Consider the following 23,586-nt stretch of genomic DNA (forward strand, 5'->3'; position numbering starts at 1 on the left):
GGCGCAGGGCCCGCCAGATATGCAAATCCCCCCGCTGCGCCGGGCGCAACGGGGGGATGGGGTCCAGCCTGCAGCCTTACTTGATCCGCTGGCCGGGCTTGGCGCCGCTGTCCGGGCTCAGCAGGTAGATTTCTTCACCGCCAGGGCCGGCAGCCATCACCATGCCTTCGGAGATGCCGAACTTCATTTTCCGTGGCTTGAGGTTGGCGATCATCATGGTCAGGCGGCCATCGAGCTTGGACGGATCAGGGTAGGCGCTCTTGATGCCGGAGAACACGTTGCGCTGTTCGTCGCCGATATCCAGGGTCAGGCGCAGCAGCTTGTCGGCACCTTCCACGGCTTCGGCCTTGACGATCAGGGCGACACGCAGGTCGATGGCGGCAAAGGCATCGAAGTCGATTTCCGCGGACAGCGGGTCCTTCACCAGTTCACCGTTGCCTTTAGGGCCACCGGTGTCGGTCTGGCTGGCGGCCAGGTCTTCCTTGGAGGCATCGGTCATGGCTTGCACTTTTACCGGGTCGATCCGCGTCATGAGTGGCTTGAATTCGTTGAGCTGATGGTTGGCCAGCAGTTGCTGGTGGTCGTTCCAGGTCAGCGGGGCCACGTTGAGGAAGGCCTCGGCATCGGCAGCCAGCAGTGGCAGCACCGGTTTGAGGAAGATCACCAACTGGCGGAACAGGTTGATGCCAGTGGCGCAGATGGCCTGGACTTCATCCTGCTTGCCTTCCTGCTTGTTCAGCGACCATGGAGCCTTGTCGGCGATCCAGGCGTTGGCGCGGTCGGCCAGGCCCATGATCTCGCGCATGGCCCGGGCGAAGTCACGGGCTTCATAGGCGTCGGCGATGCTTGGCGCCGCGGCCAGGAAAGCCTCGGTCAGCTCGGGGGCGGCATTGCTGTCCACCATCACCCCGGCATTGCCCTTGTGGATGAAACCGGCGCAACGGCTGGCGATGTTCACCACCTTGCCCACCAGGTCGGAGTTGACCTTCTGCACGAAGTCTTCGAGGTTCAGGTCCAGGTCGTCGACACCACGGCCCAGCTTGGACGCGTAGTAGTAGCGCAGGTATTCCGGCGACAGGTGCTCCAGGTAGGTGCGGGCCTTGATGAAGGTGCCACGGGACTTGGACATCTTCTGGCCATTGACCGTCAGGTAGCCGTGGACGTTGATGCCGGTCGGCTTGCGATAGCCGGCGCCTTCGAGCATGGCGGGCCAGAACAGGGCGTGGAAGTTGACGATGTCCTTGCCGATGAAGTGATACAGCTCGGCGGTGGAGTCCTTGCCCCAGAAGGCGTCGAAATCCAGTTCCGGACGACGGCTGCAGAGGTTCTTGAAGCTGGCCATGTAGCCGATCGGCGCGTCCAGCCACACATAGAAGTACTTGCCCGGCTCATCCGGGATCTCGAAGCCGAAGTACGGTGCATCGCGGGAGATGTCCCACTGCTGCAGGCCGGCGTCCAGCCACTCGGCGATCTTGTTGGCCACGGCGTCCTGCAGGGTGCCGCTGCGGGTCCAGCTCTGCAGCATCTGCTGGAAGTCCGGCAGCTTGAAGAAGAAGTGCTGGGAGTCCTTGAGCACCGGAGTGGCGCCGGAGATCGCCGACTTAGGATCCTTCAGGTCGGTCGGGGCATAGGTGGCACCGCATTTTTCGCAGTTGTCGCCGTACTGGTCCTCGGTGCCGCATTTCGGGCAGGTGCCCTTGATGAAGCGGTCGGCCAGGAACATTTTCTTTTCCGGGTCGAAATACTGGGTGATGGAGCGCGTGGCGATGTGCCCGGCGTCCCGCAGCTTGAGGTAGATCTGGCTCGACAGCTCACGGTTTTCTTCGGCGTGAGTGGAGTGGAAGTTGTCGAAATCCACCAGGAACTCGGCAAAGTCGGCGCAGTGTTCAGCCTGCACGTTGGCGATCAACTGCTCCGGGGTGATGCCTTCCTTCTCCGCGCGCAACATGATGGCCGAGCCGTGTGCGTCGTCCGCGCAGACATAGATGCATTGGTTGCCGCGTAGCTTCTGGAAGCGCACCCACATGTCGGTCTGGATGTACTCAAGCATGTGGCCAAGGTGGATGGAACCATTGGCATAGGGCAGGGCGCTGGTGACGAGGATCTTGCGTGGCTCGGACATGGGGCTCGGCTACTTGATGAAACGGAGGTCGGCCACTATAAAGCGCCGGAGCGGAATTTTCACCCTTCCAGGCACATTGTGCGCAGCAAGCTTTCTCGCCACGAAGGAGTCGGCGGCGTAGGATAGCCGGCTGATTTTCCTGTCTTGTTATCGGAGTTGCCCATGAGCGCCGTCAATCGCGCAGCGGTGGAAGCCGTCCTTCGTCAATACACCGACCCTTACCTGAACCAGGACCCGGTCAACGCCGGCTGCGTGCGGGACATCGAGGTCCAGGGCGACCGGGTCACGGTCCGCATGGAACTGGGTTATGCCGCCGGCCTGTTCAAGAGTGGCTGGGCGCAGATGCTGCAACTGGCCATCGAGGGCCTGGACGGCGTGAGCTCGGCCAAGGTCGAGATCAGCAGCGTCATTGCCGCGCACAAGGCCCAGGCGCAGATCCCGGGCCTGGCCAACGTCAAGAACGTGGTGGCGGTGGCTTCCGGCAAGGGCGGTGTGGGCAAGTCCACCACCGCGGCCAACCTGGCCCTGGCCCTGGCCCGCGAAGGCGCCAAGGTGGGGATTCTCGACGCCGATATCTATGGTCCGAGCCAGGGCATCATGTTCGGCATCGCCGAAGGCACCCGTCCGAAGATCAAGGACCAGAAGTGGTTCGTGCCGATCGAGTCCCACGGCGTGGAGGTCATGTCCATGGCCTTCCTCACCGATGACAACACGCCGATGGTCTGGCGCGGTCCTATGGTCTCCGGGGCCTTGCTGCAATTGGTGACCCAGACCGACTGGGGCAACCTGGACTACCTGGTGATCGACATGCCGCCAGGCACCGGCGACATCCAGCTGACCCTGGCGCAGAAAGTCCCGGTGGCCGGTGCGGTGATCGTCACCACGCCCCAGGACCTGGCTCTGCTGGATGCGCGCAAGGGCGTGGAGATGTTCCGCAAGGTCAATATCCCGGTGCTGGGCGTGGTGGAGAACATGGCGGTGCACATCTGCTCCAACTGTGGCCATGCCGAGCACCTGTTTGGCGAAGGCGGCGGCGAGAAGCTGGCCAGCCAGTACGACGTCGAGCTGCTGGCCTCGCTACCGTTGTCGATGCTGATCCGCGAGCAGGCCGACGGCGGCAAGCCGACGGTGATCGCCGAGCCGGAAAGCCAGATCGCCATGGTCTACCAGGAGTTGGCGCGGCATGTGGGCGCGCGCATTGTCTTGCAAGAAGCGGCCGCTCCGGCGATGCCCAATATCACCATCAGCGACGACTGAAGCCCCAGGCGGGTGAGTCATGTAGGAGCCGGCTTGCCGGCGAAGGCGTCCTCAAGATCGCTTTCGCCGGCAAGCCGGCTCCTACCGTTGCGACGGCAGGATCAGACCCGCAGGCCGCCGTCCATTTCCAGGATGCGCCCGGTGTAGTAGTCGTTCTCGAAGATATAGGCCGCCGAGTGGGCGATCTCTTCCGGCTTGCCCATGCGCTTGAGGGGAATACCGGCAGTCATCTTCTCCAGGGCCTCGGGTTTCATGCCCAGAGTCATCTCGGTTTCGATAAAGCCCGGGGCAATGCCCGCCACGCGGATACCGTAACGCGCGAGCTCCTTGGCCCAGGTGACCGTGGCTGCCGCGACCCCGGCCTTGGCTGCGGAATAGTTGGTCTGGCCGATATTGCCGGCGCGGGAGATCGAAGAAATGTTGATGATCGCGCCGTTGTTTCCGAGCTCGATCATCTTCGCCGCCACTTCCCGGGTACAGAGGAAGACCCCGGTCAGGTTGACGTCGATCACCGCCTGCCACTGGGCCAGGCTCATCTTGGTCATCTGGCCGTCCTTGACCTTGACCAGCAGGCCGTCGCGCAGGATCCCGGCGTTGTTGATCAGGCCGTGGATGGCGCCAAAGTCCTCGGCGACCTGGGCCACCATGTGGTTCACCTGCTCTTCATCGGCGACGCTGCACAGATAGGCACGGGCTTCGACGCCGTGGGTCTTGCACGCCGCGACAGCCTGGTCGAGCTTTTCCTGGTTCAGATCGACCAACGCCAGGCGCGCGCCCCTGGCTGCGAAATACTCGGCCATGGAGCGGCCCAGACCTTGGCAACCGCCGGTGATAATGATTACTTTGTCAGTGAGTTGCATTCGCATGTCCCGCTAGCTGGTCTTGAGGGGAGTCCTTTTCGGGAACCCTCGCTCGGCGGCCGGACCTGGCCTGGCTGCAGATGAGAATTGCCCTGTTGGCGTAGCTGGAACAATGCTCCAGGCGCCCGTCCGTTTTCGACGGATTCTACATAAGGAGTCATAAAGTGAGCGTTGAAGCTGCCAAGAATGCACGAGAACTGCTGCTCAAGGAATATCGTGGGGTGCTGTCCACTCACTCCAAGGCCATGCCGGGATTTCCCTTCGGGTCCGTGGTGCCCTATTGCCTGGACGCCGAGGGCCGGCCGCTGATCCTGATCAGCCGTATCGCCCAGCACACCCACAACCTGCAGAAGGATCCCAAGTGCTCGCTGCTGGTGGGTGAGCGCGATGCCGATGACGTGCAGGCAGTCGGTCGCCTGACCTACCTGGCCGAGGCTGAGAAGCTCGAGGATGAGGCTGCCATCGAAGCCGCAGCCGAGCGTTACTACCGTTACTTTCCCGAGTCACAGAACTACCACAAGGCCCATGACTTCGATTTCTGGGTGCTCAAGCCGGTACGCCACCGCTACATCGGCGGCTTCGGGGCGATCCACTGGGTCGACCAACTGACCCTGGCCAACCCCTTCGCCGGAAAGGCCGAACTGAGCATGGTGGAACACATGAACAGCGACCATGCCAAGGCCATTGCCCACTATGTCCAGTTGACCGGGTTGCCGGACAACGCGCCGGCGCAGATGGCCGGGATCGATACCGAAGGCATGCACCTGCGCATCGGCCAGGCGTTGTATTGGCTGCCCTTCCAGGCGCCTTGCAATACGCCGACACAAGTACGCGAGGCCCTGGTTTTCCTGGCCCGAGCTGATCAATGGCCGAAAAATCCGCCCCTGGGTGCTTGAATTCACGAATTGGCGACGTCATTTACGGTCTACTGGAAGGCATTCTTCCGCAGAGGAAACCATTTGATGCGCCCTTTTCTGTTGCTCTTTTTACTTTTCCCGGTGCTCGAGCTGTTCGTCTTCGTCAAGGTCAGCGCGGCCATCGGGTTTTTCCCGGCGCTGCTGCTGATCATTCTCGGTTCGATGCTCGGTGTGCTGGTGTTGCGCGTGGCCGGTCTGGCCACGGCACTGCGTGCCCGTGAAAGCCTCAATCGCGGTGAGCTGCCGGCCCAGCAAATGCTCGAGGGCCTGATGCTGGCCCTGGGTGGCGGTTTGCTGATCCTGCCGGGTTTCATCAGCGATGTGTTCGGCCTGCTGATGCTATTGCCGATCAGCCGTCGCCTGCTGGCCAATAAAATGCGCCAGCGTGCCGAGGAGCAGGCCCTGCGCCAGCGCGCCTTTGCCGACGACATGCGTGCCGCCCGTGGCGGCCCTGCGCCCCAGCAGCCGCTGGGCCGCGAGCCCAACGTGATCGAAGGCGAATTCGAGCACCGCGACTCCTGAGTCAGAAGCTCACGTCTCACGGCACCTTCGGGTGCCGTGTTCGTTTTGGCGCCAGCGATGTAAAAAATTTCATCGGCCAGCCCTTGTAATAACCTTATGCGCCCTTATGTAACGGTCACCGCAAGGTTTCTGGTGCTGACACCAGACAGACTTCCGCGGCTCGCTTGTCGAGCCGCACCCGGCAAAGCCGGATTTGCTAACCCGCCGGTATCGACACCGGCCGTTGAAAACCACAATTAGGAGAGATCGACAATGAAGCTTCGTCCTCTGCATGACCGCGTCGTCATCCGTCGCAGCGAAGAAGAATCGAAAACTGCCGGCGGTATCGTTCTGCCTGGTTCGGCTGCTGAAAAACCTAACCGTGGCGAAATCGTCGCTGTAGGTACCGGCCGTGTGCTGGACAACGGTGAAGTACGTGCGCTGGCCGTGAAAGTGGGTGACAAAGTGGTGTTTGGCCCGTACTCCGGCAGCAACACCGTGAAAGTCGATGGCGAAGATCTGCTGGTAATGGCCGAGAACGAGATTCTCGCTGTTATCGAAGGCTGATTTCCCGCGTATTTTCCCGCTACTACACAGTATTTAAGGAATATCGATCATGGCTGCTAAAGAAGTTAAATTCGGCGATTCCGCCCGCAAGAAAATGCTCACTGGTGTCAACGTTCTGGCTGACGCAGTAAAAGCGACCCTGGGCCCGAAAGGCCGTAACGTGATCATCGAGAAGAGCTTCGGCGCTCCGACCATCACCAAGGACGGCGTTTCCGTTGCCAAAGAAATCGAGCTGAAAGATCGCTTCGAAAACATGGGCGCGCAGCTGGTCAAAGACGTTGCCTCCCGTGCCAACGATGACGCTGGCGACGGCACCACCACCGCTACCGTTCTGGCTCAGTCGATCGTCAACGAAGGCCTGAAAGCCGTCGCTGCCGGCATGAACCCGATGGACCTGAAACGCGGTATCGACAAGGCGACCATCGCCATCGTCAAAGAACTGAAGGGTCTGTCCAAGCCATGCGCTGACTCCAAGGCCATCGCTCAGGTCGGCACCATCTCCGCCAACTCCGACAACTCCATCGGCGACATCATTGCCGAAGCCATGGAAAAAGTTGGTAAAGAAGGCGTGATCACCGTTGAAGAAGGCTCGGGCCTGGAAAACGAACTGTCTGTCGTAGAAGGCATGCAATTCGACCGCGGCTACCTGTCCCCTTACTTCATCAACAAGCCGGACACCATGGTCGCCGAACTCGACGGCCCGCTGATCCTGCTGGTGGACAAGAAGATCTCCAACATCCGCGAAATGCTGCCAGTGCTGGAAGCCGTTGCCAAAGCCGGCCGCCCACTGCTGATCGTGGCTGAAGACGTTGAAGGCGAAGCCCTGGCGACTCTGGTTGTGAACAACATGCGTGGCATCGTCAAAGTCGCTGCCGTCAAGGCACCTGGCTTCGGCGACCGTCGCAAGGCCATGCTGCAGGACATCGCCGTTCTGACCGGCGGTACCGTCATCTCCGAAGAGATCGGCCTGAGCCTGGAAAGCACCACCCTGGAGCACCTGGGTAACGCCAAGCGCGTGATCCTGTCCAAAGAAAACACCACCATCATCGACGGTGCTGGCGTTGAAGCGGACATCCAGGCTCGTGTGACTCAGATCCGTCAACAAGTCGCCGACACTTCGTCCGACTACGACCGTGAAAAACTGCAAGAGCGTCTGGCCAAGCTGTCCGGCGGCGTTGCAGTGATCAAGGTTGGCGCTGGTTCCGAAGTTGAAATGAAAGAGAAGAAGGCCCGCGTTGAAGACGCCCTGCACGCTACCCGTGCAGCCGTTGAAGAAGGCGTGGTACCTGGCGGTGGCGTAGCCCTGATCCGTGCTCTGCAAGGCATCAACGACCTGAAAGGCGACAACGCCGACCAGGACGTGGGTATCGCTGTTCTGCGTCGCGCTATCGAAGCTCCACTGCGCCAGATCGTTGCCAACTCCGGTGACGAGCCAAGCGTTGTCGTGGACAAGGTCAAGCAGGGTGCCGGCAACTTCGGCTACAACGCTGCTACCAGCGAATACGGCGACATGATCGAAATGGGCATCCTGGATCCAACCAAGGTAACCCGTTCCGCGCTGCAAGCAGCTTCGTCCATCGGCGGTCTGATCCTGACCACCGAAGCCGCTGTTGCTGAAATCGTGGAAGACAAGCCTGCAGCTGGCGGCATGCCAGACATGGGTGGCATGGGTGGCATGGGCGGCATGATGTAAGCCAGCCTTACCCCTGTACTGAAAAAGCCCCGCCGGTGAAAGCCGGCGGGGCTTTTTTATGCCCCGGATATGGGGGGCGCCTGGATCTTCGCGGGCAAGCCTGCTCCACTTCTGCAGGAGCGGGCTTGCCCGCGAACGACTTCAGCGCTGGCTCAGTTCATCCGCCGCTGCCTTGGGCGCCTTCCAGCCCAGCAATTGCTGCTTGAAGCCATAACTGGCGCTCTGGTAGTAGCTGATGCCGCGCTGGATCAACGGATCGCTGTCCGGTACCCGGGATTCCTGGCTGGCGCCCAGGGCCTGGTCATGCCGGCGCAACCCCTGGCGCGGGCTGAGAATCGCCAGGTCCTGGCCGTCGAACAGGCCCAGGTGCTGATAGTTGCCCACCAGCACCCGGGGAGGCAGAGGGTTGTCCTGCAGCAGGTTGCGTCCGAAGAAGGTCGACTCGTAGTCCAGGTTCAACAGGCCCAGCAGGGTTGGCGCCAGGTCGATCTGGCTGGCCAGCTGTGCATTCTCCCGCGCCGGAATCAGCTTGGGCGCATAGATGAACAACGGAATCTGATAGTTGCTGATGGGCAGGTCTTCCTTGCCCGCGCTGCCTGCGGTGTGGTCGGCGACAAACACGAAAATGGTGTTGTCGAACCAGGGCTTCTGGCGGGCGGCCTTGAGGAACTCGCCAATGGCGTAGTCGGTGTATTTGACCGCGCCGTCCCGGCCCTTGCCGGACTTGATGTCGATCCGGCCATCGGGATAGGTGTAAGGGCGATGGTTGGAGGTGGTCATCAGTTGCAACAGGAAGGGCCGCTGCTGTGCGTAGTCGGCGTCCGCCAGCTTCAGGGTCTGGGTGTAAAGGTCTTCGTCGGCCATGCCCCAGGCGTTCTTGAAGTGGATCTCGGATTCCTCGACGCTGCTCTGGTCCACCACGCGGTAGCCGTTGCCGCTGAAGAAGGCATTCATGTTGTCGAAGTAACCTCGGCCGCCATAGACAAACACACTGTCGTAACCCACGGCCCGCAGTTGCTGGCCAAGGCTGGCGAAACCACTTTCACGACCGATGCGCTTGACGATGGAGCGCCCCGGGGTGGGGGGAATCGCCAGGGTGATGGCTTCCAGGCCGCGGTCGGTGCGGGTGCCGGTGGCGTAGAAGTTGTTGAAGTACAGGCTCTGTGCGCGCAACGCATCCAGGTTCGGGGTCAGGTTGCGGTCGTCGCCGTTGCTGCCCATGTATTTGGCGCTGAAGCTTTCTATGGTCACCAGGACGATGTTGGGGGTGCGTGGAGCCCCCGGGTTGTCGATGGCGCGCCGGATATCCAGCGGGTCCTTGCCGATGAAGCGGGCATTGGGTTCATTCAGTTCGGCGCGCATCTGGCGGGCCACCACATCGGCGGGCAGGCTGCGATAGAACTGCTGGTAGTCCAGCTCGTTGTTGCGAAAGGCGGCAAAGAACTGATAGGGGCCGTTGCTCGCCAGTTCGTTCTGATAGGCGTTGCCGCCTTGGCTGCGCGGGCTGTCCTGGCTGAGCAGTTGCAGGCTGGCGCCGACCACCAGCAGCAGGCCGAGGGCACTGAGCAGGCGGCCACGCAGAGGCGGCAAGGGCGCATCCAGCGCAGCCTTCAGGGGCTTGCGCAGGGCCAGGCTCAGGGCGATTGCCGCCAGGGCCAGCAGGCTCATGTACAGGCCGATCGGGTAGGACTCGAGAATGTTGTTGAGAACCTCGTCGGAGTACACCAGGTAATCGACGGCGATGAAGTTGAAGCGCACGCCGAATTCATCCCAGAACAGCCACTCCGCCACGGCCGTGAACAGCATGGCGAACAGGCTCAGGCTGAACAGGCCCTGCAACAGCCAGCGGTGGCCGCGCCGACGCCACAGGGCGGGTGGGCAGAGCACCAGGTACAGGCCCAGGGGCAGGGCGGCATAGGCCAGGAAACCCAGGTCGTAGAGCAGGCCGACGCCAAACAGCGGCAGCCAGCCGCTACCGGCTTCGTCGAGGTGGGTGAGCAGCAAAATGCCGCGGGTCAGCAGGAAAATCGCCAGCCAGGTGCTGGTCAGCAGCAGCACGAAACGCGCCGGAGCTGTCTTGAGAAGATCCATCAGAGGGTGTTCCTTGGGGGCAAATGGCCCGCAGTCTGGGGTTGTCCCTGTAGTCAGCTTGTGAACCGCTGGTGAAAATATTGTTAAGCCCCCAGGCTCGGGAAAACTCTGCCAGGCACCGGCCGACAAGGCTGGCGGCGAGCCGGACTTGGCCTTAAGCTGCGCGAGCCAAGATGGCCGTAACCCTGTACGGAGAGAGTGCCGATGCGAATTCTACTGGTTGAAGACAACCGCGATATTCTCGCCAACCTGGCTGACTACCTGGGGCTCAAGGGCTATACCGTGGATTGCGCCCAGGATGGCCTGTCCGGGTTGCACCTGGCGGCCACTGAGCATTACGACCTGATCGTGCTCGATATCATGCTGCCGGGAATCGATGGCTATACCCTGTGCAAGCGCCTGCGCGAAGACGCCCGGCGTGATACTCCGGTGATCATGCTCACCGCCCGCGACCAGCTCGACGACCGCCTTCAGGGCTTCAAGTCCGGGGCGGATGACTACCTGCTCAAACCCTTCGCTCTCTCGGAACTGGCGGCGCGTATCGAGGCGGTGATGCGCCGTTCCCAGGGTGGTGGCCGTCGGTCGCTGCAGGTTGGCGACCTGAGCTACGACCTCGATACCCTGGAGGTCACCCGCGAAGGCCGCTTGCTCAAGCTCAACCCCGTGGGCCTCAAGCTGCTGGCGGTGCTGATGCAGAAAAGCCCCCATGTGCTGCGTCGGGAGATCCTCGAAGAAGCCCTGTGGGGCGACGATTGCCCGGACAGCGACAGCCTGCGCAGCCACGTTCACCAATTGCGCCAGGTGATCGACAAGCCGTTCGCCAAGCCGCTGCTGCACACCGTGCACGGTGTCGGGTACCGCCTGGCCGAGGGCCGAGATGGAGTTTAAGCAGAGCCTTGCCCAGCGCATCATCATCGCCTTTGCGTTGATGAGCGCACTGGTGGCGGGGGCGTTCGCCATGGGTATCGTGGCGACGGTGCACCTGGTGGAGGAGAAGCTCATCTCCGCAGGCCTGGGCGGTGACCTGCAACGCCTGTTGCTGATGGATAACGTCGGCGACTGGAGCCACCGTCCCGAGCCCGACCAGTTGTTCTACTACAGTGGCGGGCGCGGCGACTTCGAGCTGCCCAAGGATTTGCGCCATCTGGATCCGGGTTTCCACGAGGTGTTCCGCGAGGAGTTGTCCTATCACGCCATGGTCGAGGTGGTGGACGGTCGGCGCTATGTGCTGCTGCAGGACCAGAGCGATTTCGAAGAGCGCGAGCGAGTGCTGTTCGCCGTGGTGCTGGTAGGTTTTGTCCTGAGCCTGGCGCTGGCGGTGTTTCTCGGCTGGATCCTGGCTCGCCGGGTGATGGCGCCGGTGGTCCGCCTGGCCCGCCAGGTACGTCACCGGGACCAGTTGCTGGGGCTGGCCCCGCCCTTGGCGCCGGATTATGCCGCGGACGAGGTCGGCGAACTGGCCATCGCCTTTGACGCAACCCTGGGGCGCTTGCGCCAGGCCTTGAGCCGCGAGCGGCTGTTCACCAGTGACGTCAGTCATGAGCTGCGCACGCCATTGATGGTTCTGGCCACCTCCTGCGAGCTGCTGCTGGAGAATCCACGGCTGGACCCCCGTGGGCGAGCCCAGGTCGAACGCATCGCTCGCGCTTGCGACGAGATGCGCGAGCTGGTGCAGACCTTCCTGATGCTGGCCCGAGCCCAGCGTGAAGATGCCAGCATGTCGCCGCAGCTGAGCCTGAGCCAGGCGGCCAGTGACTTGACCGGTATCTGGCGCGAAGCCATCGAGGCCAAGGGGCTCGAGCTGATCTTCGAGCCCGGAACCCCAGGTGACAATCGCTACAACGCCACCTTCCTGCATGCGGTGATGGGCAACCTGCTGCGCAACGCCTTGCACTACACCGAACAGGGTTTCATCCGCCTGAGCCTGGTGCCCGATGGATTCGTGGTGGAGGACAGCGGCGTGGGCATTCCCGAGGAGAAGCGCGAGGCAATGTTCCAGCCGTTTGTGCGGGGCGATGAAAAGCGTGGGGAAGGCCTGGGGCTGGGGCTGTCCCTGGTGCAGCGGATCTGCGAGAACCAGGGCTGGACTGTCAGCCTCACTACCATGACGCCCAATGGCTGTCGTTTTTTCGTTCAGCTGAACTCGGCCAAGGCCTGATTGTTCTTTCCCGGCCCTGTTTTACGGGGCCGGTCACTTGTCGTTTTTTCCTCTTAAGTGGCCCCAGGCCACTGTCCTCAGCCTGTAAAACCCTGAAATATTTCCTCGTTGGACGGTACGAAGTTTTCACAAAGGGATGACCTGTCGCTGACACGTCGCTGCTTAAGGTGGCGCCATCAGTTGCAGGAGACTTTGATGATGGCTACGCCGATCAAGCTGGAATTTTCCGAAAAATACGATGCCCAACACGCCCAGGAATACCTGCTCAAGCACCAGGATGGTCTGGCGCGGCAGTTGTCCCACAAGCGTGACGAACAATTGGCCCGTACTGCGCTGGCCCTGGCGGGAGAGCCCGGGCTGGTACTGGACCTGCCCTGCGGTGCCGGTCGTTTCTGGCCGCTGCTGGCAGAAAAAACCAATCGAGTGATCATTGGCGCTGACAATTCAGCAGCTATGCTGAGTACCGCCACGGTGGCCCAGCCGGCCGACGTGGTAAAACGGGTACGGCCCTTGCAGACCTCTGCGTTTGCCATTGATTTGCCGGACAACGCCGTGGACTGCATTTTCTCCATGCGTTTATTGCACCACATAGGCCAAGCGGAGCACCGCATGGCGCTGCTACGGGAGTTTCAGCGGGTCAGCCGTGACAGCGTGATCATCTCGTTGTGGGTCGATGGCAACTTCAAGGCCTGGAAACGCAAGCGCATGGAGCGCAAGCGCCAGGCTGAAGTTGGGCAGGAGGGTTACCAGAATCGTTTTGTGTTACCGGCGGCCACGGTCGAAGAAGAATTCAGGCAAGCCGGCTTTCGTGTCCAGGAGCACCTGGACTTCTTTCCGCTCTACGCCATGTGGCGGGTCTACGTATTACGCAAGAGGTAAGAGGATGGCTGTTGAATGTGCTTCGGAACTGGATGCCGCGCCCACAGATTGCTTCGAATACTTCTGGAATAAACAAGGTGAATGGGTCGAGGAACCCAATCAGCGTCGAGGCGGCGAGAGCGGCGTCCAACGCATTCAAAGCAGTAGCGGCGGCCTGCTCTATGCCAAGCGGCAGATCGGGCACATTCATCGCAGTTGGTTGCACCCTTTCGGGCGACCGACGGTCCTGCGTGAGCGCGAGGCTCTGCAAGGCCTGCGCCTGCTGGACGTAGAGGTCCCGGAACTGGTGTTCTGCGGGGCCCGGCGTGGCCCGGAGCGACAATGGCAGGCGTTGCTGGTCACCGCAGCGCTGGAGGGCTTCATGGAGGTCGACAACTGGTATGCCGCCGGTGGGCGCGAGCGCCATGGTGAAGCCTTTCATGATCGTTTGTTGCAGGCAGTGGCTGCGACCCTGGCGCGCATGCACAAAGGGCGCTGGCAACATGGTTGCCTGTACGCCAAGCACGTTTTCGTACGGGTGGACGGCGAGGGCGAGCAGGCTCAGGTGCGAGTCGCACTGCTGGATTTCGAGAAATGCCGCCAGCGCTTGAGCAGCCGCCGGGCCGCAGCCCATGACCTCAAGCAACTGCGTCGCCATTCGTCGTGGAATGACGCGGACTGGCAAAAGCTCTACTACTTTTACAAGACGGTGTTTGGCAGCCCCATCAAAGGTTTATAGCGATGAAGCTAGAAATTGCACGAGGTTTGTTCCTGGCAGGAGCCTTGGCAGTCGCTTCTTTGGCCGTGGCTGCCTGGGAGCAGCCGCGCACGCAGGTCCTGAGCGCCCAGGGAGACGCCCATTGCCTGTTGCCGCGGGTGGCCAAAGCCTCTGTGGCGGTCAAGCCCGATCATGACCTGTTGCTGTTCATGTTCGGCATGGCTCAAGGATTGAAACCCCAGAGTTGAAACTTGTTCAGCCCCTAGAAAAAGGCCTTGCAATGCGAGGCCTTTTGTTTGCCCGGAAATGATCAGATCAGATGCAGGTGGTTGTCCCACAGGCCCGCTGGAAGGTCCAGGGGCTTGGCCACGATTTGCGTCTGGCGGCAGTCGTAGAAGCGGCAGCGACCTTGTCCCGAGGTCACCACGAAGCCATCGGCTACCGCTCCGACACCGGCGCAATCGGGCAGCGGGGCGTCGACCCGCACGGCACCGCTGTCCAGGTCCCAGATAAAGAAGCGGTTGCCCCGGGGAGCGGTCAGGGCCACCAGCCGCAGGTCGCTGTGCACTGCCACGCTGGCGGTGTAGTGCCCCATGGCCTGCAATTGTTCCTGGGCTACCGGGAAGGGGGCGAAAGGCTGGCCGGGACGCTTGATCGCCAACAGTTCCGAGGATTCGTGGGCAGCGCCCATGAACTGCTGGCCGGTGACTATGGTGCCGTCGCCGGCAATGCCCATGTGGCGCACGCTATTCATCTGCTGGGCCAGGGTTTCCTTGCTCAGCAGCGTGCCATCGCGCTGCATCAGGACCAGGCTCGGTTCCATGGCGTCGAGGTTCATCTCCACCCGGCTTTCGGCTTCGGTACGGATACCGCCGTTGGCCACCACCAGGGTTTCCCCGTCGGGCATCCATGACACCTGGTGGGGGCCGATGCCATGGGTGGACAGCTCGCTGTTGTGCATCAGGCGCTCACCCTCGAAGCGGTAGACACCCAGCAAGCCCCGGCCCGGGTCCCGGGTATCGTTCTCGGTGGCGTACAGCCATTCGCCGCTCTTGTGGATCACCGCATGTCCGTAGAAATGCCGGTCCGGTTGCGCGGTCAGGGTCTGCAGGAGCGCGCCGTTGCGCAGGTCGATCAGGTAGCTTTCGGTGCCCGGGCGCCGCGCCACGAACAGGGCGATGGGCAGTTGCGGGTGGTTGATGATGTCATGGCAACGTTGGCCGACCTGGGTGGCAAACACCTGTTTACCGTCCAGTTGATAACCGACGGCGTAATGCTTGCCGTCACCATCGTCCCTGGCCGAAAGCAGCAAGGGCTGCTTGCCCTTTTGCTTGAACAGCGTCCAGCCGCCCAAGGTCACCGCACTGAGCAGCAGGCTGCCCAGTGCCAAAGCCTGACGTCGCAGCATCATCAGTCACCGTCGTTGGCGTTGAAGCCCAGTTGGATCCCCAGCGCCTTGGCCAATTCGCCTTCATGCAGGCGGTGGACCACGTTGAGGCTGTCATACAGGTCGTTGAGTTGCTGGCGGCCAGCGTCGTCACTGAGCATTTCGGTCAGCGAGCGCTGGGTGCTGGCGAAGAGTTTCAGCGAGGCGGCGTAGGCGGCGTCGATCTTGTCGGCCAGAGGCTTCTGATCGGCAGGCAACAGGCCGCGCAGGCCCTTGTTGTCGACCCCGGCCCAGACTGTCTGGGCAGCGCTGAGGCTGGCTTCCAGGCCCTGCAGGGACGACTGGCTGCGCCAGGCATCGGCCTGGAACGGCTGCGGGATGCCCTTGGTCTGGCGGCCCATCGGCGTGCCGAGCTTCTTCTTCAGGGTATCCAGAGCCGTGACCTGGACCCGCAGCAGGTCGGCGATGGCCTCGTGGGAATCGGCGTACCGCTGGTTGGGGAACTTGCTCATCTGCGCGAGCATGCCGTCGTTGGTGTTCCAGCTCGACAGGATTTCTTCGGCCAGTTGTTTCTGGCGCTCACCAATGGCAGTCAGCAGCGGGCAGTAGCGGGCTTTCTGCGTGCTGTCGGCCATGTCGATCTTGCTGTCGAAGAGGATGTATTCGTAGGCCGACAGCCCCTGCACCACGACGCTGGACTTGGCCAGGGCGGCGGCATCGATCTGCGGGTTGGCGGTGACCAGTTGCTCCACCTGACGGCCCACCAGGTTCTTCTTGTCCGGCCAGAACTGGACCTGCCAGGAGCGGTTGCCCTCGGCCAGTGGGCCGATCAGCAACGGCTGGAGCTCGGCCCAGGCTTTTTGCGCATGGAGGAAGTCGGCCCGGGCGGTGTCCAGGCTTTCCTTGCCTTCACAGAAGGCCAGGGCACTGATGGCCAACTGGCGGTCGGCGTCGACCCAGCGACTGTAGGTCGGCAGGATGACCTGCTTGGCGATAGCCGCCGAGGTCACGGCTTGTGGGTCCTGGGGCGAGCAGGCGCCCAGGGCGAGTGCGGCAAGGCTGGTGAACAGCAGTTTGGGGCGGAACATGTTCGGGCTCCCTTTATTGTGGAGAAAACGTGTGAGTCGAGCGTTATAGAGAATTCAGGAATGCCAGCAACGCAGCGCGCTGCTGGGCATTGAAGGTCAAGACCTGTTGTTTCGCGCCTTCGGCTTCGCCGCCGTGCCAGAGCACCGCCTCCATCAGGTTGCGGGCGCGGCCGTCATGCAGGAACTGGGTGTGGCCGCTGACGGTTTCGGTCAGGCCGATGCCCCACAGCGGCGCGGTGCGCCAGTCGCGGCCACTGGCCTTGAACTCCGTGCGGTGGTCCGCAAGGCCATCGCCCATGTCATGCAGCAGCAGGTCGCTGTAGGGGCGTATCACCTGGTTGGCCAGCTCGGGTTCGGCGGCGTTGGCCGCGGTGGTGAAACTTGGGGTATGGCAGGACTGGCAGCCGGCCTGGAAGAACAGGTTCTTGCCGGCCAGGACCTGGGGCGAGTCGACATCGCGACGTGCCGGCACCGCCAGGTTGCGGGTATAGAACAGCACCAGGCGCAGGATGTTGTCGCTGACCTCCGGCTCGCCATCCGGGCCGTTGCCATTGGGGGCCTGCTTGCAGGCGGTTTGCGCGTCGGTGCAGTCATCGAAGGGTCTCAGACGGGTGGTCAGGCCCATATCACCAGAAAACGCGTGAACATTTTGTTGATTGAGGTTGGGTTGCCCGGCTTTCCAGCCAAAACGCCCGAGTACGGTCTTTTGCAGGGCGTCATCCCAGACCCAGTTGGGCCGGCCGGCGATGGCATTTTTATTCGCCGGCCTGGCATTGGCCAGGATCGCCTCTTCGGGAATGGCTTCCAGCAGCCCCAGGCCGATCATCGGTGGCGCCACCCGGGCGGAAAAACGCGTGTCCGGGTGCATAGGCCCGTAGCCCAGGTCGGTGATCTGCAGCTTGGGTTTGCGCAGCTCCACTTGAGTGCCGTCCTGGAAGCGTACCGGCAGGGGATCGTAGTCCACCCGTACCCGGCCTTCGGGAGCGACCCCGGGAATGGCCATGTCCTGCAACTGGCCGCCGTACACCGGCTCCGGAACGATGCCTGCCTGTTCGATGAGCCTGGCAAAGGCCGGATCGTCGGGGATCGACAGGCGCACCAGCATTGACACCGCGTTCAGCGCATCCGGCGCTGGGGGATGGCCGCGCCCGTCCTTGACGTGGCAGTTCTGGCAGGCGTTGGTGTTGAACAACGGGCCGAGGCCGTCGCGGGCGGTGGTGGTGGAGGGGGCGATGACCCAGGGGCTGCGGAAGAAACTGTTGCCGACGCTGAAGTCCAGGCGCCGGGTGGGTGGCAGGTTGGCCGACGGCAGGGAGAAGGCATTGCGATCGCTCTTGTTGACCGTGGTCGCGCCGCCCGCCCGGGCTTCTCCAGGTTCGGCCTGGGTAAAGCGCGGCGCGTCATCGCAGGCACTCAGGCTCAGGGCCATGAACAGAGCGGACCAGCGAAGCGGCAACGAGGGCATCGGACATCCTGCAAGACGAGCAAAACAAGGGCGCAAAGTCTAACAGGGCGGCCTGGATTGAATAAGAGGAATTATCGTTTGGTTTGACCCAGGACAAGCTGGCCGGGGCGCAGGCAACGATGTTGCAGGTTGTGCAAACGGCTGCGACGGGCACAAAAAAGGCGACCCGAGGGCCGCCTTTCTGCCTGGCGCAACGCTGATCAGAATTCGTGATCTGCGTTGTCCGGGTTCAGGTCGCTGATGCCCAGCTTGCCGGCGGCCTGCTCGATCGAGCCGGTCTGCTTGACCAGAGCGGCGATGGCGTCACGCACGATCTGGTTGCCGGACTCGTTGCCCGCCGCAATCAGTTGGTCGTAGTGCTCGCCCTTGTTGGCGTGGTCGACCATGACCTGGATCTTGGCTTCGGTGGCCGCCAGGTCGGCTTTCAGGGCCGCGTCGGCGGCCGGGTCGGCCTTGGCCACCAGGGACGACAGGCTGGCGCCGCTCATCTTGGTGCCGTCGGTACGGGTGTACTCGCCCAGGTAGACGTTGCGGATGCCCTTGGCGTCGTAGAAGTGCGAGTTGTGGGTGTTGTCGCTGAAGCAGTCCTGCTCGTCTTCAGGGGAGTTGGCTTCCAGGGAAACCTTCATCCGCTCGCCGGCCAGTTCACCCAGGGACAGGCTGCCCATGCCGAACAGCATCTTGCGCAGGCCGGTCTCGGCCGGCTCGGCTTCCAGGGTGGCGCGGTAGTTGTCGGCCACGTCCGGCTTCCAGTTGCCGACCATTTCTTCCAGGTCGTTGACCAGCAGTTGGGTCACGGCCTTCAGGTAGGCACGACGACGGTCGTTGTGGCCGCCAGTGGCACCGGCACCTTCCAGGTAGTCCGAAGCAGGGCGGGCGCCGGCGCCAGGGCCGGTGCCGTTGAGGTCCTGGCCCCAGAGCAGGAATTCGATGGCGTGGTAGCCGGTGGCGACGTTGGCCTCGGCACCGCCCAGCTCGTTCAGGCTGGCGAGTTTTTCCGGGGTGATGTCTTTTACGTCGACCTTGTCTTCGCCGACCTGGATCTCGGTGTTGGCGATGATGTTGGCGGTGGCACCCGGGTTGCCCAGTGCGTGCTCGTAGCTCTTGTCGACGTAGTCGATCAGGCCTTCGTCCAGGGGCCAGGCGTTCACCTGACCTTCCCAGTCATCGATGATGGTGTTGCCGAAGCGGAACACTTCGCTCTGCAGGTAAGGCACGCGAGCGGCGACCCAGGCAGCCTTGGCGGCTTTCAGGGTGTCGTCGTTGGGCTTGGCGAGGAAGGCATCGATGGCGGTCTGCAGGGTTTTCGCGGTGGATTCGGAGTCGCTGTATACGGCGAAGACCATGTCGGCGTAATGCGCGACCACGGCCTTGGCAGCCGCTTCGTCGACCTTGCCGGCTGCATCGGCCGCTGGGGTGGCAGTGCTGGTGGCCGGGGTCGGCGCTTGGGCGGCAGCCTTGTCGTCTTTGCCTTCGCCGCAGCCGGCGAGGGAAATTGCGATGGCCAACAGACTGGCGGTAGCCAGAGGCATACGAATCATGGCGAACATCCTGCTTCGAGAGGGGAGTGGACGGCGCGGGGGCGCGCAAAAGCTGCGACATAATGCGAAAGATTTGCATTATGTGTAAAGGGTTGTACCTGGAAATATTTCTTATTCAACAGGGGATTGCGCTGGGTCAGGTTCGCCAGCGCCGTGCCTGGCTCAGAGGATTGCCGCATTGCTGCGCTGGGCCTGTTTCAGGTAGGCCCCCAGCTCCCGGGCGGGCAGGGGTTTGCTGTAGTGGTAGCCCTGACCTTCGTGGCAGCCTTCGGAGATGATGTAGGCCTCCTGCTCGGCAGTTTCCACGCCCTCGGCGATCACCTGCATGCCCAGGCTCTTACCCAGCTGGATGATCGCGCGCACGATGGTGGCATCGTCGTCGTCATCCAGCAGGTCCTGGACGAAGCTCTTGTCGATCTTGATCTTGTCCAGGGGCAGGCTCTTGAGGTAGCTCAGGGACGAATAGCCAGTGCCGAAGTCGTCGATGGCAATCAGGGCGCCGGAGCGACGCAGGCTCAGCAGGTGCTGGGCGGCGGTGCTGATGTCTTCCATCAGGCCGGTTTCGGTGACTTCCAGCTCCAGGCTGCGGGGCGGCAGGCGGTAGATCTGCAACAGATTGTTGACCACCCGTGGCAACTCGGCGTGGTGCAGTTGCACGGTGGACAGGTTGACCGCCATGCGCAGGTCGCTGAAACCCATGTCGTGCCATTCCCGCAGCTGGCGGCAGGCCTGGTCCAGCACCCATTCGCCGATGGCGATGATGGTGCCGTTCTGTTCCGCCAGGGGAATGAACAGGTCTGGCGGCACCAGGCCATGCTCGGGGTGCTGCCAGCGGATCAGCGCTTCGACGCCCACCACACGGTGGTCGCGATAGCTGATCTGCGGTTGGTAGACGAGGAAGAACTGATCCCGGGCCAGGGCCTCGCGCAGGTCTTTTTCCAGCTCGCGGCGGCGACGCATCTCGCTGTCGACGCTGGCGATATAGAACTGATACCGATTGCGTGACCGGGTCTTGGCCAGGGTCATGGTCTGTTCGGCTTTTTGCAGGAGCTTTTCCGTGCTGTCGCCGTCTTCCGGGAACAGGGTGATACCGATGGTGGCACGCAGGCGGATTTCCTGGTGATCCAGGGCGAAGGTGGCCTCAAGGTCATCGAGGATGCTCTGGGCCAGTTCCGCAGCTTCGTAAGGCTGTTCGATATCGGCCTGGACCAGGGCGAACTGATCGCCCCCCAGGCGCGCCAGGGCGCCAAGCCGGCCGCTGTGGCCGCGCAGGCGGTCGGCCAGGGCCAGCAACAGCTGGTCGCCGGTCTGGTAGCTGAACTGTTCGTTGATGCCCTTGAAATCATCCAGGCCGACACAGAGCACCGCCACCCGGCGTTGCAGGCGCCCGGCGTCCACCAGGATCTTGTCCAGTTGCTGTTGCAACTGCTGGCGGTTTGGCAAGCCGGTGAGGAAGTCGTACTGGGCCATGCGCAACAGGCTGTTTTCCGCCTCGTGACGCAAGTGGGTGTTGCGTTCGATGGAGGCCAGCAACTGGTTGGCGGTATTGATCCAGATCCCCAGCTCGTTCTTCTCGTGGCCCTTGAGCAGGGGCAACTGGTGTTCGCTGGGGCGGTCGGGGTTGATGGTGGTCAGGTGCTCGATGATTCGCGACAGCGGCTTGGTCAGCAGCCAGTGATAGACCAGGTACAGCACCAGGCCCATGGCCAGGGCCCGCAGGACTCCGGAAATGAAGATGATCACCGAACTGACGATGAAGCCCTGGCCATAAGTGGCGGTGTCGAGGGTGATGCTCAGGTCGCCGTAATATTCGCTGTAGGGGCCACGGCCCACCAATTGCGTAGTGAAGGTGCGTTCCTGACCGAGGATCAGGTCGGTCAGCCAGCGGCTGGAGGATTTCTGCAGGTCGCGGGATTTCTCCGCGAGCATGGTCTCGTTCGGGTGGCCAATGGAGGCCATGCGCACAGCGTCATCCTGGAACAGGCCTTCAATGACTTGCATGCCCATTTCCCGGTCCAGGCTGTAGACCGCCTGTGTCGATGGGTCGCGAAACATGTCGAGAATGCGCTGGGCATCGCTAGCTACCGCCTGCCGAGTCTTGTAGGCATCGAAGACGATCTGGGCGCAGCTCAGGACCACGCCCACTATGAGTGCCGACAGCAGCACAACCCGGAGCAACTTCACCGACAAGCTGTTTTTGAGTTCCAGCTTCAAAGGGCTATTCCTTGTTCCGTGCGTGTAGCGTCAAGTTGCCATGAGTATTGGCAATCCCGTGATGGCCGTCAAAGTGACATTAGTGCCGAGAACAGGATGTCTGCGGGCCAGGCCCGGGTGATCAGAATCAGGATTGCTCGTGCTGTGGATAGTGTGTCGGTAGCGACGCCTTGCAACTTGAGGGGCGGCGTTGTTTTTTACCTGCCATGAATCTTAGCGCTTCAGGTGGGCGGGACAAGATCCCGGCTTTGCCACAGGCAAAAAAAACCCGGCCAGGCCGGGTTTTTTACACTGCAAACGGACTTAAGCGACGAAGTTCTTGCCTTCGAACTGCTCAGCCACGAATTTCCAGTTGACCAGGTTCCAGAACGCTTCGACGTATTTTGGGCGAACGTTGCGGTAGTCGATGTAGTAGGCGTGTTCCCAGACGTCGCAGGTCAGCAGCGGGGTGTCGCCGCTGGTCAGCGGGTTGCCGGCGCCGATGGTGCTGGCCAGGGCCAGGGAACCGTCAGCCTTTTTCACCAGCCAGCCCCAGCCGGAACCGAAGGTGCCAACCGAAGTCTTGGTGAATTCTTCTTTGAACTTGTCGAACGAACCGAACGCAGCGTTGATGGCTTCAGCCAGGGCGCCGGTAGGTTGGCCGCCGGCGTTTGGCGCCAGGCAGTTCCAGTAGAAAGTGTGGTTCCAGACCTGGGCTGCGTTGTTGAAGATGCCGCCCGAAGAGGTTTTGACGATCTCTTCCAGAGTCTTGCCTTCGAACTCGGTGCCTGGCACCAGGTTGTTCAGGTTCACGACGTAGGTGTTGTGGTGCTTGTCGTGGTGGTATTCCAGGGTTTCCTTGGAAATGTGCGGCTGCAGAGCGTCGTGTGCATAGGGCAGCGGCGGCAATTCGAAAGCCATGATGATTCTCCTAATCAGGTCAGTTGCGGTGAGCGCAAGGCCGATCACGGGCGGCCAGACAAGCGCCGGGGAGTTTGTACTCTTTGCGGCGCAGGGTTCGGATCATAGCACCGGGGGTGCGGCTTAACCACGCAACAACTGTGTGGGATAGAGGTTCCAGAGCCTTTTGGAATAAGTCACGCGGCGCTGATCAACTGCAGGGCGACGCTGAACATCATCACCGCCACCAGCAGGTCGAGTATCCTCCAGGTGCTCGGGCGCGCCAGCCACGGAGCCAGCCAGGCGGCGCCCAGCGCCAGGGTGAAGAACCACAGCAGCGAAGCGCTCGCGGCCCCCACCACATAGGCGCCCGGTTCGGTCTGCTGGGCCCCCAGCGAGCCGATCAGCAGCACCGTGTCCAGGTACACGTGGGGGTTGAGCAGGGTCACCGCCAGGGCGCTGAGCATCACCGCCCGCAGCGAACGCACGGTCTGTCCTTCGCCCTGCTGCAGGCTCTGTTTCGAGCAGGCACGGCGCAATGCCTGGGCGCCATACCAGATCAGGAATGCCGCGCCGCCCCAGCGTGCCACCGCCAGCAGCATCGGGCTCTGGGTGAGCACGGTGGCCAGGCCGAACACGCCGGCCGCCACAAGCAACGCATCACAGGTGACGCAAAGCGCCGCCACCGGCAGGTGGTGCTCGCGGCGCAGGCTCTGGGCCAGGACGAAAGCGTTCTGAGTACCGATGGCCATGATCAGGCCGAAGGCCACCAACAGGCCATTCACATAGCTTTGCCACATGGTTATTGCTCCTCGCCGGCGGCCAGTTGTTGCAATACCTGCATGGCCCGCCCGGCATCCGCCTGGCCGACAAACAGGTGGTCGTGGTAGTAGCCGGCGATCACGTTGCAACTGATCCCGGCCTTGCCCAGGGCCCCGGCGAAGGCAGCGGTCAGGCCCACGGCTTCGAGCGCCGAATGCACGTTGAGGGTGATCCAGGCGGCTACATAGTCAAAGCCCAGGCCCAGGCGCTCGGCCTGCTGGCGCGGGAGAATCACGGTCAGGCCTTCGCGCTCGCGAAAACTGCCCAGCACTTCGCAGTCCTGCAGCAGGCTGCGGTCGGGGAGGGAGCAGAACACGTACTCGCCGTCATTGAGCTGCGGGCTCATGCTGCGCAGCAGGGTTGCGAGGGAGGTTTCACCGGCCATGAACGGAATCCTTGAACGAAGAGGCATTGCTGAGGCTTTACGCTGGCTATTTTCCCGGCCCGG

At 62.3% G+C, this 23,586-nt stretch carries 21 protein-coding genes; 10 read left to right on the plus strand and 11 right to left on the minus strand.

Translation table 11 applies throughout. The features are described 5' to 3' along the window. Positions 1 to 76 precede the first annotated feature (76 nt). Positions 77 to 2,122 carry a methionine--tRNA ligase gene (gene metG / locus M2395_RS19945; protein WP_015636808.1) on the minus strand — a complete coding sequence of 682 codons (2,046 nt, stop codon included), beginning with the start codon at positions 2,120 to 2,122 and terminating at the stop codon, positions 77 to 79. 162 nt (positions 2,123 to 2,284) lie between these two features. Here metG and apbC point away from each other — a divergent pair, with 162 nt between their 5' ends. Further along, positions 2,285 to 3,379, plus strand: coding sequence for an iron-sulfur cluster carrier protein ApbC (gene apbC / locus M2395_RS19950; protein ID WP_123431359.1), 1,095 nt, complete (start codon positions 2,285 to 2,287; stop codon positions 3,377 to 3,379). A 101-nt stretch (positions 3,380 to 3,480) separates the two neighbouring features. Here apbC and M2395_RS19955 read toward each other — a convergent pair whose 3' ends face one another. Continuing rightward, a complete protein-coding gene (locus tag M2395_RS19955; protein ID WP_015636807.1) occupies positions 3,481 to 4,239 on the minus strand; it encodes an SDR family oxidoreductase in 759 nt (252 codons plus the stop codon). 164 nt (positions 4,240 to 4,403) lie between these two features. Here M2395_RS19955 and M2395_RS19960 point away from each other — a divergent pair, with 164 nt between their 5' ends. The 4 genes from M2395_RS19960 (at position 4,404) to groL (ending at position 7,917) form a co-directional block, all read left to right on the plus strand. Then, positions 4,404 to 5,135, plus strand: a complete 732-nt coding sequence (locus tag M2395_RS19960) for a HugZ family protein (protein WP_015636806.1) — start codon at positions 4,404 to 4,406, stop codon at positions 5,133 to 5,135. A gap of 66 nt (positions 5,136 to 5,201) precedes the next feature. Then, positions 5,202 to 5,678 carry an FxsA family protein gene (locus tag M2395_RS19965; protein ID WP_011063094.1) on the plus strand — a complete coding sequence of 159 codons (477 nt, stop codon included), beginning with the start codon at positions 5,202 to 5,204 and terminating at the stop codon, positions 5,676 to 5,678. Between the two features lie 252 nt (positions 5,679 to 5,930). After that, complete coding sequence (locus M2395_RS19970) at positions 5,931 to 6,224, plus strand: co-chaperone GroES (RefSeq protein ID WP_011063093.1); 294 nt, start codon at positions 5,931 to 5,933, stop codon at positions 6,222 to 6,224. A 49-nt stretch (positions 6,225 to 6,273) separates the two neighbouring features. Continuing rightward, the gene (gene groL / locus M2395_RS19975; protein WP_011063092.1) at positions 6,274 to 7,917 is read left to right on the plus strand and encodes a chaperonin GroEL; all 1,644 of its coding nucleotides are present in this window, start codon (positions 6,274 to 6,276) and stop codon (positions 7,915 to 7,917) included. A 141-nt stretch (positions 7,918 to 8,058) separates the two neighbouring features. Here the strand turns inward: groL and M2395_RS19980 are convergent, their stop codons facing one another. Further along, complete coding sequence (locus M2395_RS19980; RefSeq protein ID WP_123431358.1) at positions 8,059 to 10,008, minus strand: LTA synthase family protein; 1,950 nt, start codon at positions 10,006 to 10,008, stop codon at positions 8,059 to 8,061. Between the two features lie 204 nt (positions 10,009 to 10,212). Here M2395_RS19980 and colR point away from each other — a divergent pair, with 204 nt between their 5' ends. From colR to M2395_RS20005, 5 genes are all read left to right on the plus strand, one after another. Beyond that, positions 10,213 to 10,896 (plus strand): two-component system response regulator ColR, encoded by a 684-nt coding sequence (gene colR / locus M2395_RS19985; RefSeq protein WP_011063090.1) that lies wholly within the window; start codon positions 10,213 to 10,215, stop codon positions 10,894 to 10,896. Next, on the plus strand, positions 10,886 to 12,166 hold the full coding sequence (locus M2395_RS19990) for a HAMP domain-containing sensor histidine kinase (protein ID WP_011063089.1): 1,281 nt from the start codon (positions 10,886 to 10,888) through the stop codon (positions 12,164 to 12,166). Before colR ends, M2395_RS19990 begins: the two co-directional genes overlap by 11 nt. Positions 12,167 to 12,364: 198 nt before the next feature. Then, complete coding sequence (locus tag M2395_RS19995) at positions 12,365 to 13,045, plus strand: class I SAM-dependent methyltransferase (RefSeq protein WP_011063088.1); 681 nt, start codon at positions 12,365 to 12,367, stop codon at positions 13,043 to 13,045. A gap of 4 nt (positions 13,046 to 13,049) precedes the next feature. After that, the gene (locus tag M2395_RS20000; RefSeq protein WP_011063087.1) at positions 13,050 to 13,763 is read left to right on the plus strand and encodes a lipopolysaccharide kinase InaA family protein; all 714 of its coding nucleotides are present in this window, start codon (positions 13,050 to 13,052) and stop codon (positions 13,761 to 13,763) included. A 2-nt stretch (positions 13,764 to 13,765) separates the two neighbouring features. Beyond that, complete coding sequence (locus M2395_RS20005) at positions 13,766 to 13,990, plus strand: hypothetical protein (protein ID WP_011063086.1); 225 nt, start codon at positions 13,766 to 13,768, stop codon at positions 13,988 to 13,990. A gap of 62 nt (positions 13,991 to 14,052) precedes the next feature. Here the strand turns inward: M2395_RS20005 and M2395_RS20010 are convergent, their stop codons facing one another. The 8 genes from M2395_RS20010 to M2395_RS20045 all read right to left on the minus strand — a co-directional run bounded on the left by M2395_RS20010 (position 14,053) and on the right by M2395_RS20045 (position 23,523). Next, positions 14,053 to 15,150 (minus strand): DUF1513 domain-containing protein, encoded by a 1,098-nt coding sequence (locus M2395_RS20010; RefSeq protein ID WP_123431447.1) that lies wholly within the window; start codon positions 15,148 to 15,150, stop codon positions 14,053 to 14,055. Positions 15,151 to 15,152: 2 nt separating this feature from the next. Then, entirely contained in the window at positions 15,153 to 16,217 is a 1,065-nt protein-coding gene (locus M2395_RS20015) for an imelysin family protein (RefSeq protein ID WP_123431357.1), read from the minus strand. A 43-nt stretch (positions 16,218 to 16,260) separates the two neighbouring features. Beyond that, positions 16,261 to 17,682 carry a di-heme oxidoredictase family protein gene (locus tag M2395_RS20020; RefSeq protein ID WP_123431356.1) on the minus strand — a complete coding sequence of 474 codons (1,422 nt, stop codon included), beginning with the start codon at positions 17,680 to 17,682 and terminating at the stop codon, positions 16,261 to 16,263. Positions 17,683 to 17,882: 200 nt separating this feature from the next. Further along, complete coding sequence (locus M2395_RS20025) at positions 17,883 to 19,223, minus strand: imelysin family protein (protein WP_011063082.1); 1,341 nt, start codon at positions 19,221 to 19,223, stop codon at positions 17,883 to 17,885. A 162-nt stretch (positions 19,224 to 19,385) separates the two neighbouring features. Then, positions 19,386 to 21,437: a bifunctional diguanylate cyclase/phosphodiesterase gene (locus M2395_RS20030; protein WP_011063081.1), complete on the minus strand. Its 2,052-nt coding sequence runs from the start codon at positions 21,435 to 21,437 to the stop codon at positions 19,386 to 19,388. A 303-nt stretch (positions 21,438 to 21,740) separates the two neighbouring features. Next, on the minus strand, positions 21,741 to 22,337 hold the full coding sequence (locus tag M2395_RS20035) for a superoxide dismutase (protein WP_011063080.1): 597 nt from the start codon (positions 22,335 to 22,337) through the stop codon (positions 21,741 to 21,743). A 176-nt stretch (positions 22,338 to 22,513) separates the two neighbouring features. Next, positions 22,514 to 23,116, minus strand: coding sequence for a LysE/ArgO family amino acid transporter (locus tag M2395_RS20040; protein ID WP_011063079.1), 603 nt, complete (start codon positions 23,114 to 23,116; stop codon positions 22,514 to 22,516). Between the two features lie 2 nt (positions 23,117 to 23,118). After that, on the minus strand, positions 23,119 to 23,523 hold the full coding sequence (locus M2395_RS20045; protein WP_011063078.1) for an ACT domain-containing protein: 405 nt from the start codon (positions 23,521 to 23,523) through the stop codon (positions 23,119 to 23,121). Positions 23,524 to 23,586 lie beyond the last annotated feature (63 nt).

The organism is Pseudomonas sp. BIGb0176, assembly GCF_024810175.1.
Taxonomy (GTDB): domain Bacteria; phylum Pseudomonadota; class Gammaproteobacteria; order Pseudomonadales; family Pseudomonadaceae; genus Aquipseudomonas; species Aquipseudomonas protegens.

What these genes read in the sequence shown, in the direction of transcription:
- metG (WP_015636808.1), bottom strand. Translation starts at nt 2,122, where the DNA reads ATGTCCGAGCCACGCAAGATCCTCGTCACCAGCGCCCTGCCCTATGCC.
- apbC (WP_123431359.1), top strand. Translation starts at nt 2,285, where the DNA reads ATGAGCGCCGTCAATCGCGCAGCGGTGGAAGCCGTCCTTCGTCAATAC.
- M2395_RS19955 (WP_015636807.1), bottom strand. Translation starts at nt 4,239, where the DNA reads ATGCAACTCACTGACAAAGTAATCATTATCACCGGCGGTTGCCAAGGT.
- M2395_RS19965 (WP_011063094.1), top strand. Translation starts at nt 5,202, where the DNA reads ATGCGCCCTTTTCTGTTGCTCTTTTTACTTTTCCCGGTGCTCGAGCTG.
- M2395_RS19970 (WP_011063093.1), top strand. Translation starts at nt 5,931, where the DNA reads ATGAAGCTTCGTCCTCTGCATGACCGCGTCGTCATCCGTCGCAGCGAA.
- groL (WP_011063092.1), top strand. Translation starts at nt 6,274, where the DNA reads ATGGCTGCTAAAGAAGTTAAATTCGGCGATTCCGCCCGCAAGAAAATG.
- M2395_RS19980 (WP_123431358.1), bottom strand. Translation starts at nt 10,008, where the DNA reads ATGGATCTTCTCAAGACAGCTCCGGCGCGTTTCGTGCTGCTGCTGACC.
- colR (WP_011063090.1), top strand. Translation starts at nt 10,213, where the DNA reads ATGCGAATTCTACTGGTTGAAGACAACCGCGATATTCTCGCCAACCTG.
- M2395_RS19990 (WP_011063089.1), top strand. Translation starts at nt 10,886, where the DNA reads ATGGAGTTTAAGCAGAGCCTTGCCCAGCGCATCATCATCGCCTTTGCG.
- M2395_RS19995 (WP_011063088.1), top strand. Translation starts at nt 12,365, where the DNA reads ATGGCTACGCCGATCAAGCTGGAATTTTCCGAAAAATACGATGCCCAA.
- M2395_RS20000 (WP_011063087.1), top strand. Translation starts at nt 13,050, where the DNA reads ATGGCTGTTGAATGTGCTTCGGAACTGGATGCCGCGCCCACAGATTGC.
- M2395_RS20005 (WP_011063086.1), top strand. Translation starts at nt 13,766, where the DNA reads ATGAAGCTAGAAATTGCACGAGGTTTGTTCCTGGCAGGAGCCTTGGCA.
- M2395_RS20010 (WP_123431447.1), bottom strand. Translation starts at nt 15,150, where the DNA reads ATGCTGCGACGTCAGGCTTTGGCACTGGGCAGCCTGCTGCTCAGTGCG.
- M2395_RS20015 (WP_123431357.1), bottom strand. Translation starts at nt 16,217, where the DNA reads ATGTTCCGCCCCAAACTGCTGTTCACCAGCCTTGCCGCACTCGCCCTG.
- M2395_RS20020 (WP_123431356.1), bottom strand. Translation starts at nt 17,682, where the DNA reads ATGCCCTCGTTGCCGCTTCGCTGGTCCGCTCTGTTCATGGCCCTGAGC.
- M2395_RS20025 (WP_011063082.1), bottom strand. Translation starts at nt 19,223, where the DNA reads ATGATTCGTATGCCTCTGGCTACCGCCAGTCTGTTGGCCATCGCAATT.
- M2395_RS20035 (WP_011063080.1), bottom strand. Translation starts at nt 22,337, where the DNA reads ATGGCTTTCGAATTGCCGCCGCTGCCCTATGCACACGACGCTCTGCAG.
- M2395_RS20040 (WP_011063079.1), bottom strand. Translation starts at nt 23,116, where the DNA reads ATGTGGCAAAGCTATGTGAATGGCCTGTTGGTGGCCTTCGGCCTGATC.
- M2395_RS20045 (WP_011063078.1), bottom strand. Translation starts at nt 23,523, where the DNA reads ATGGCCGGTGAAACCTCCCTCGCAACCCTGCTGCGCAGCATGAGCCCG.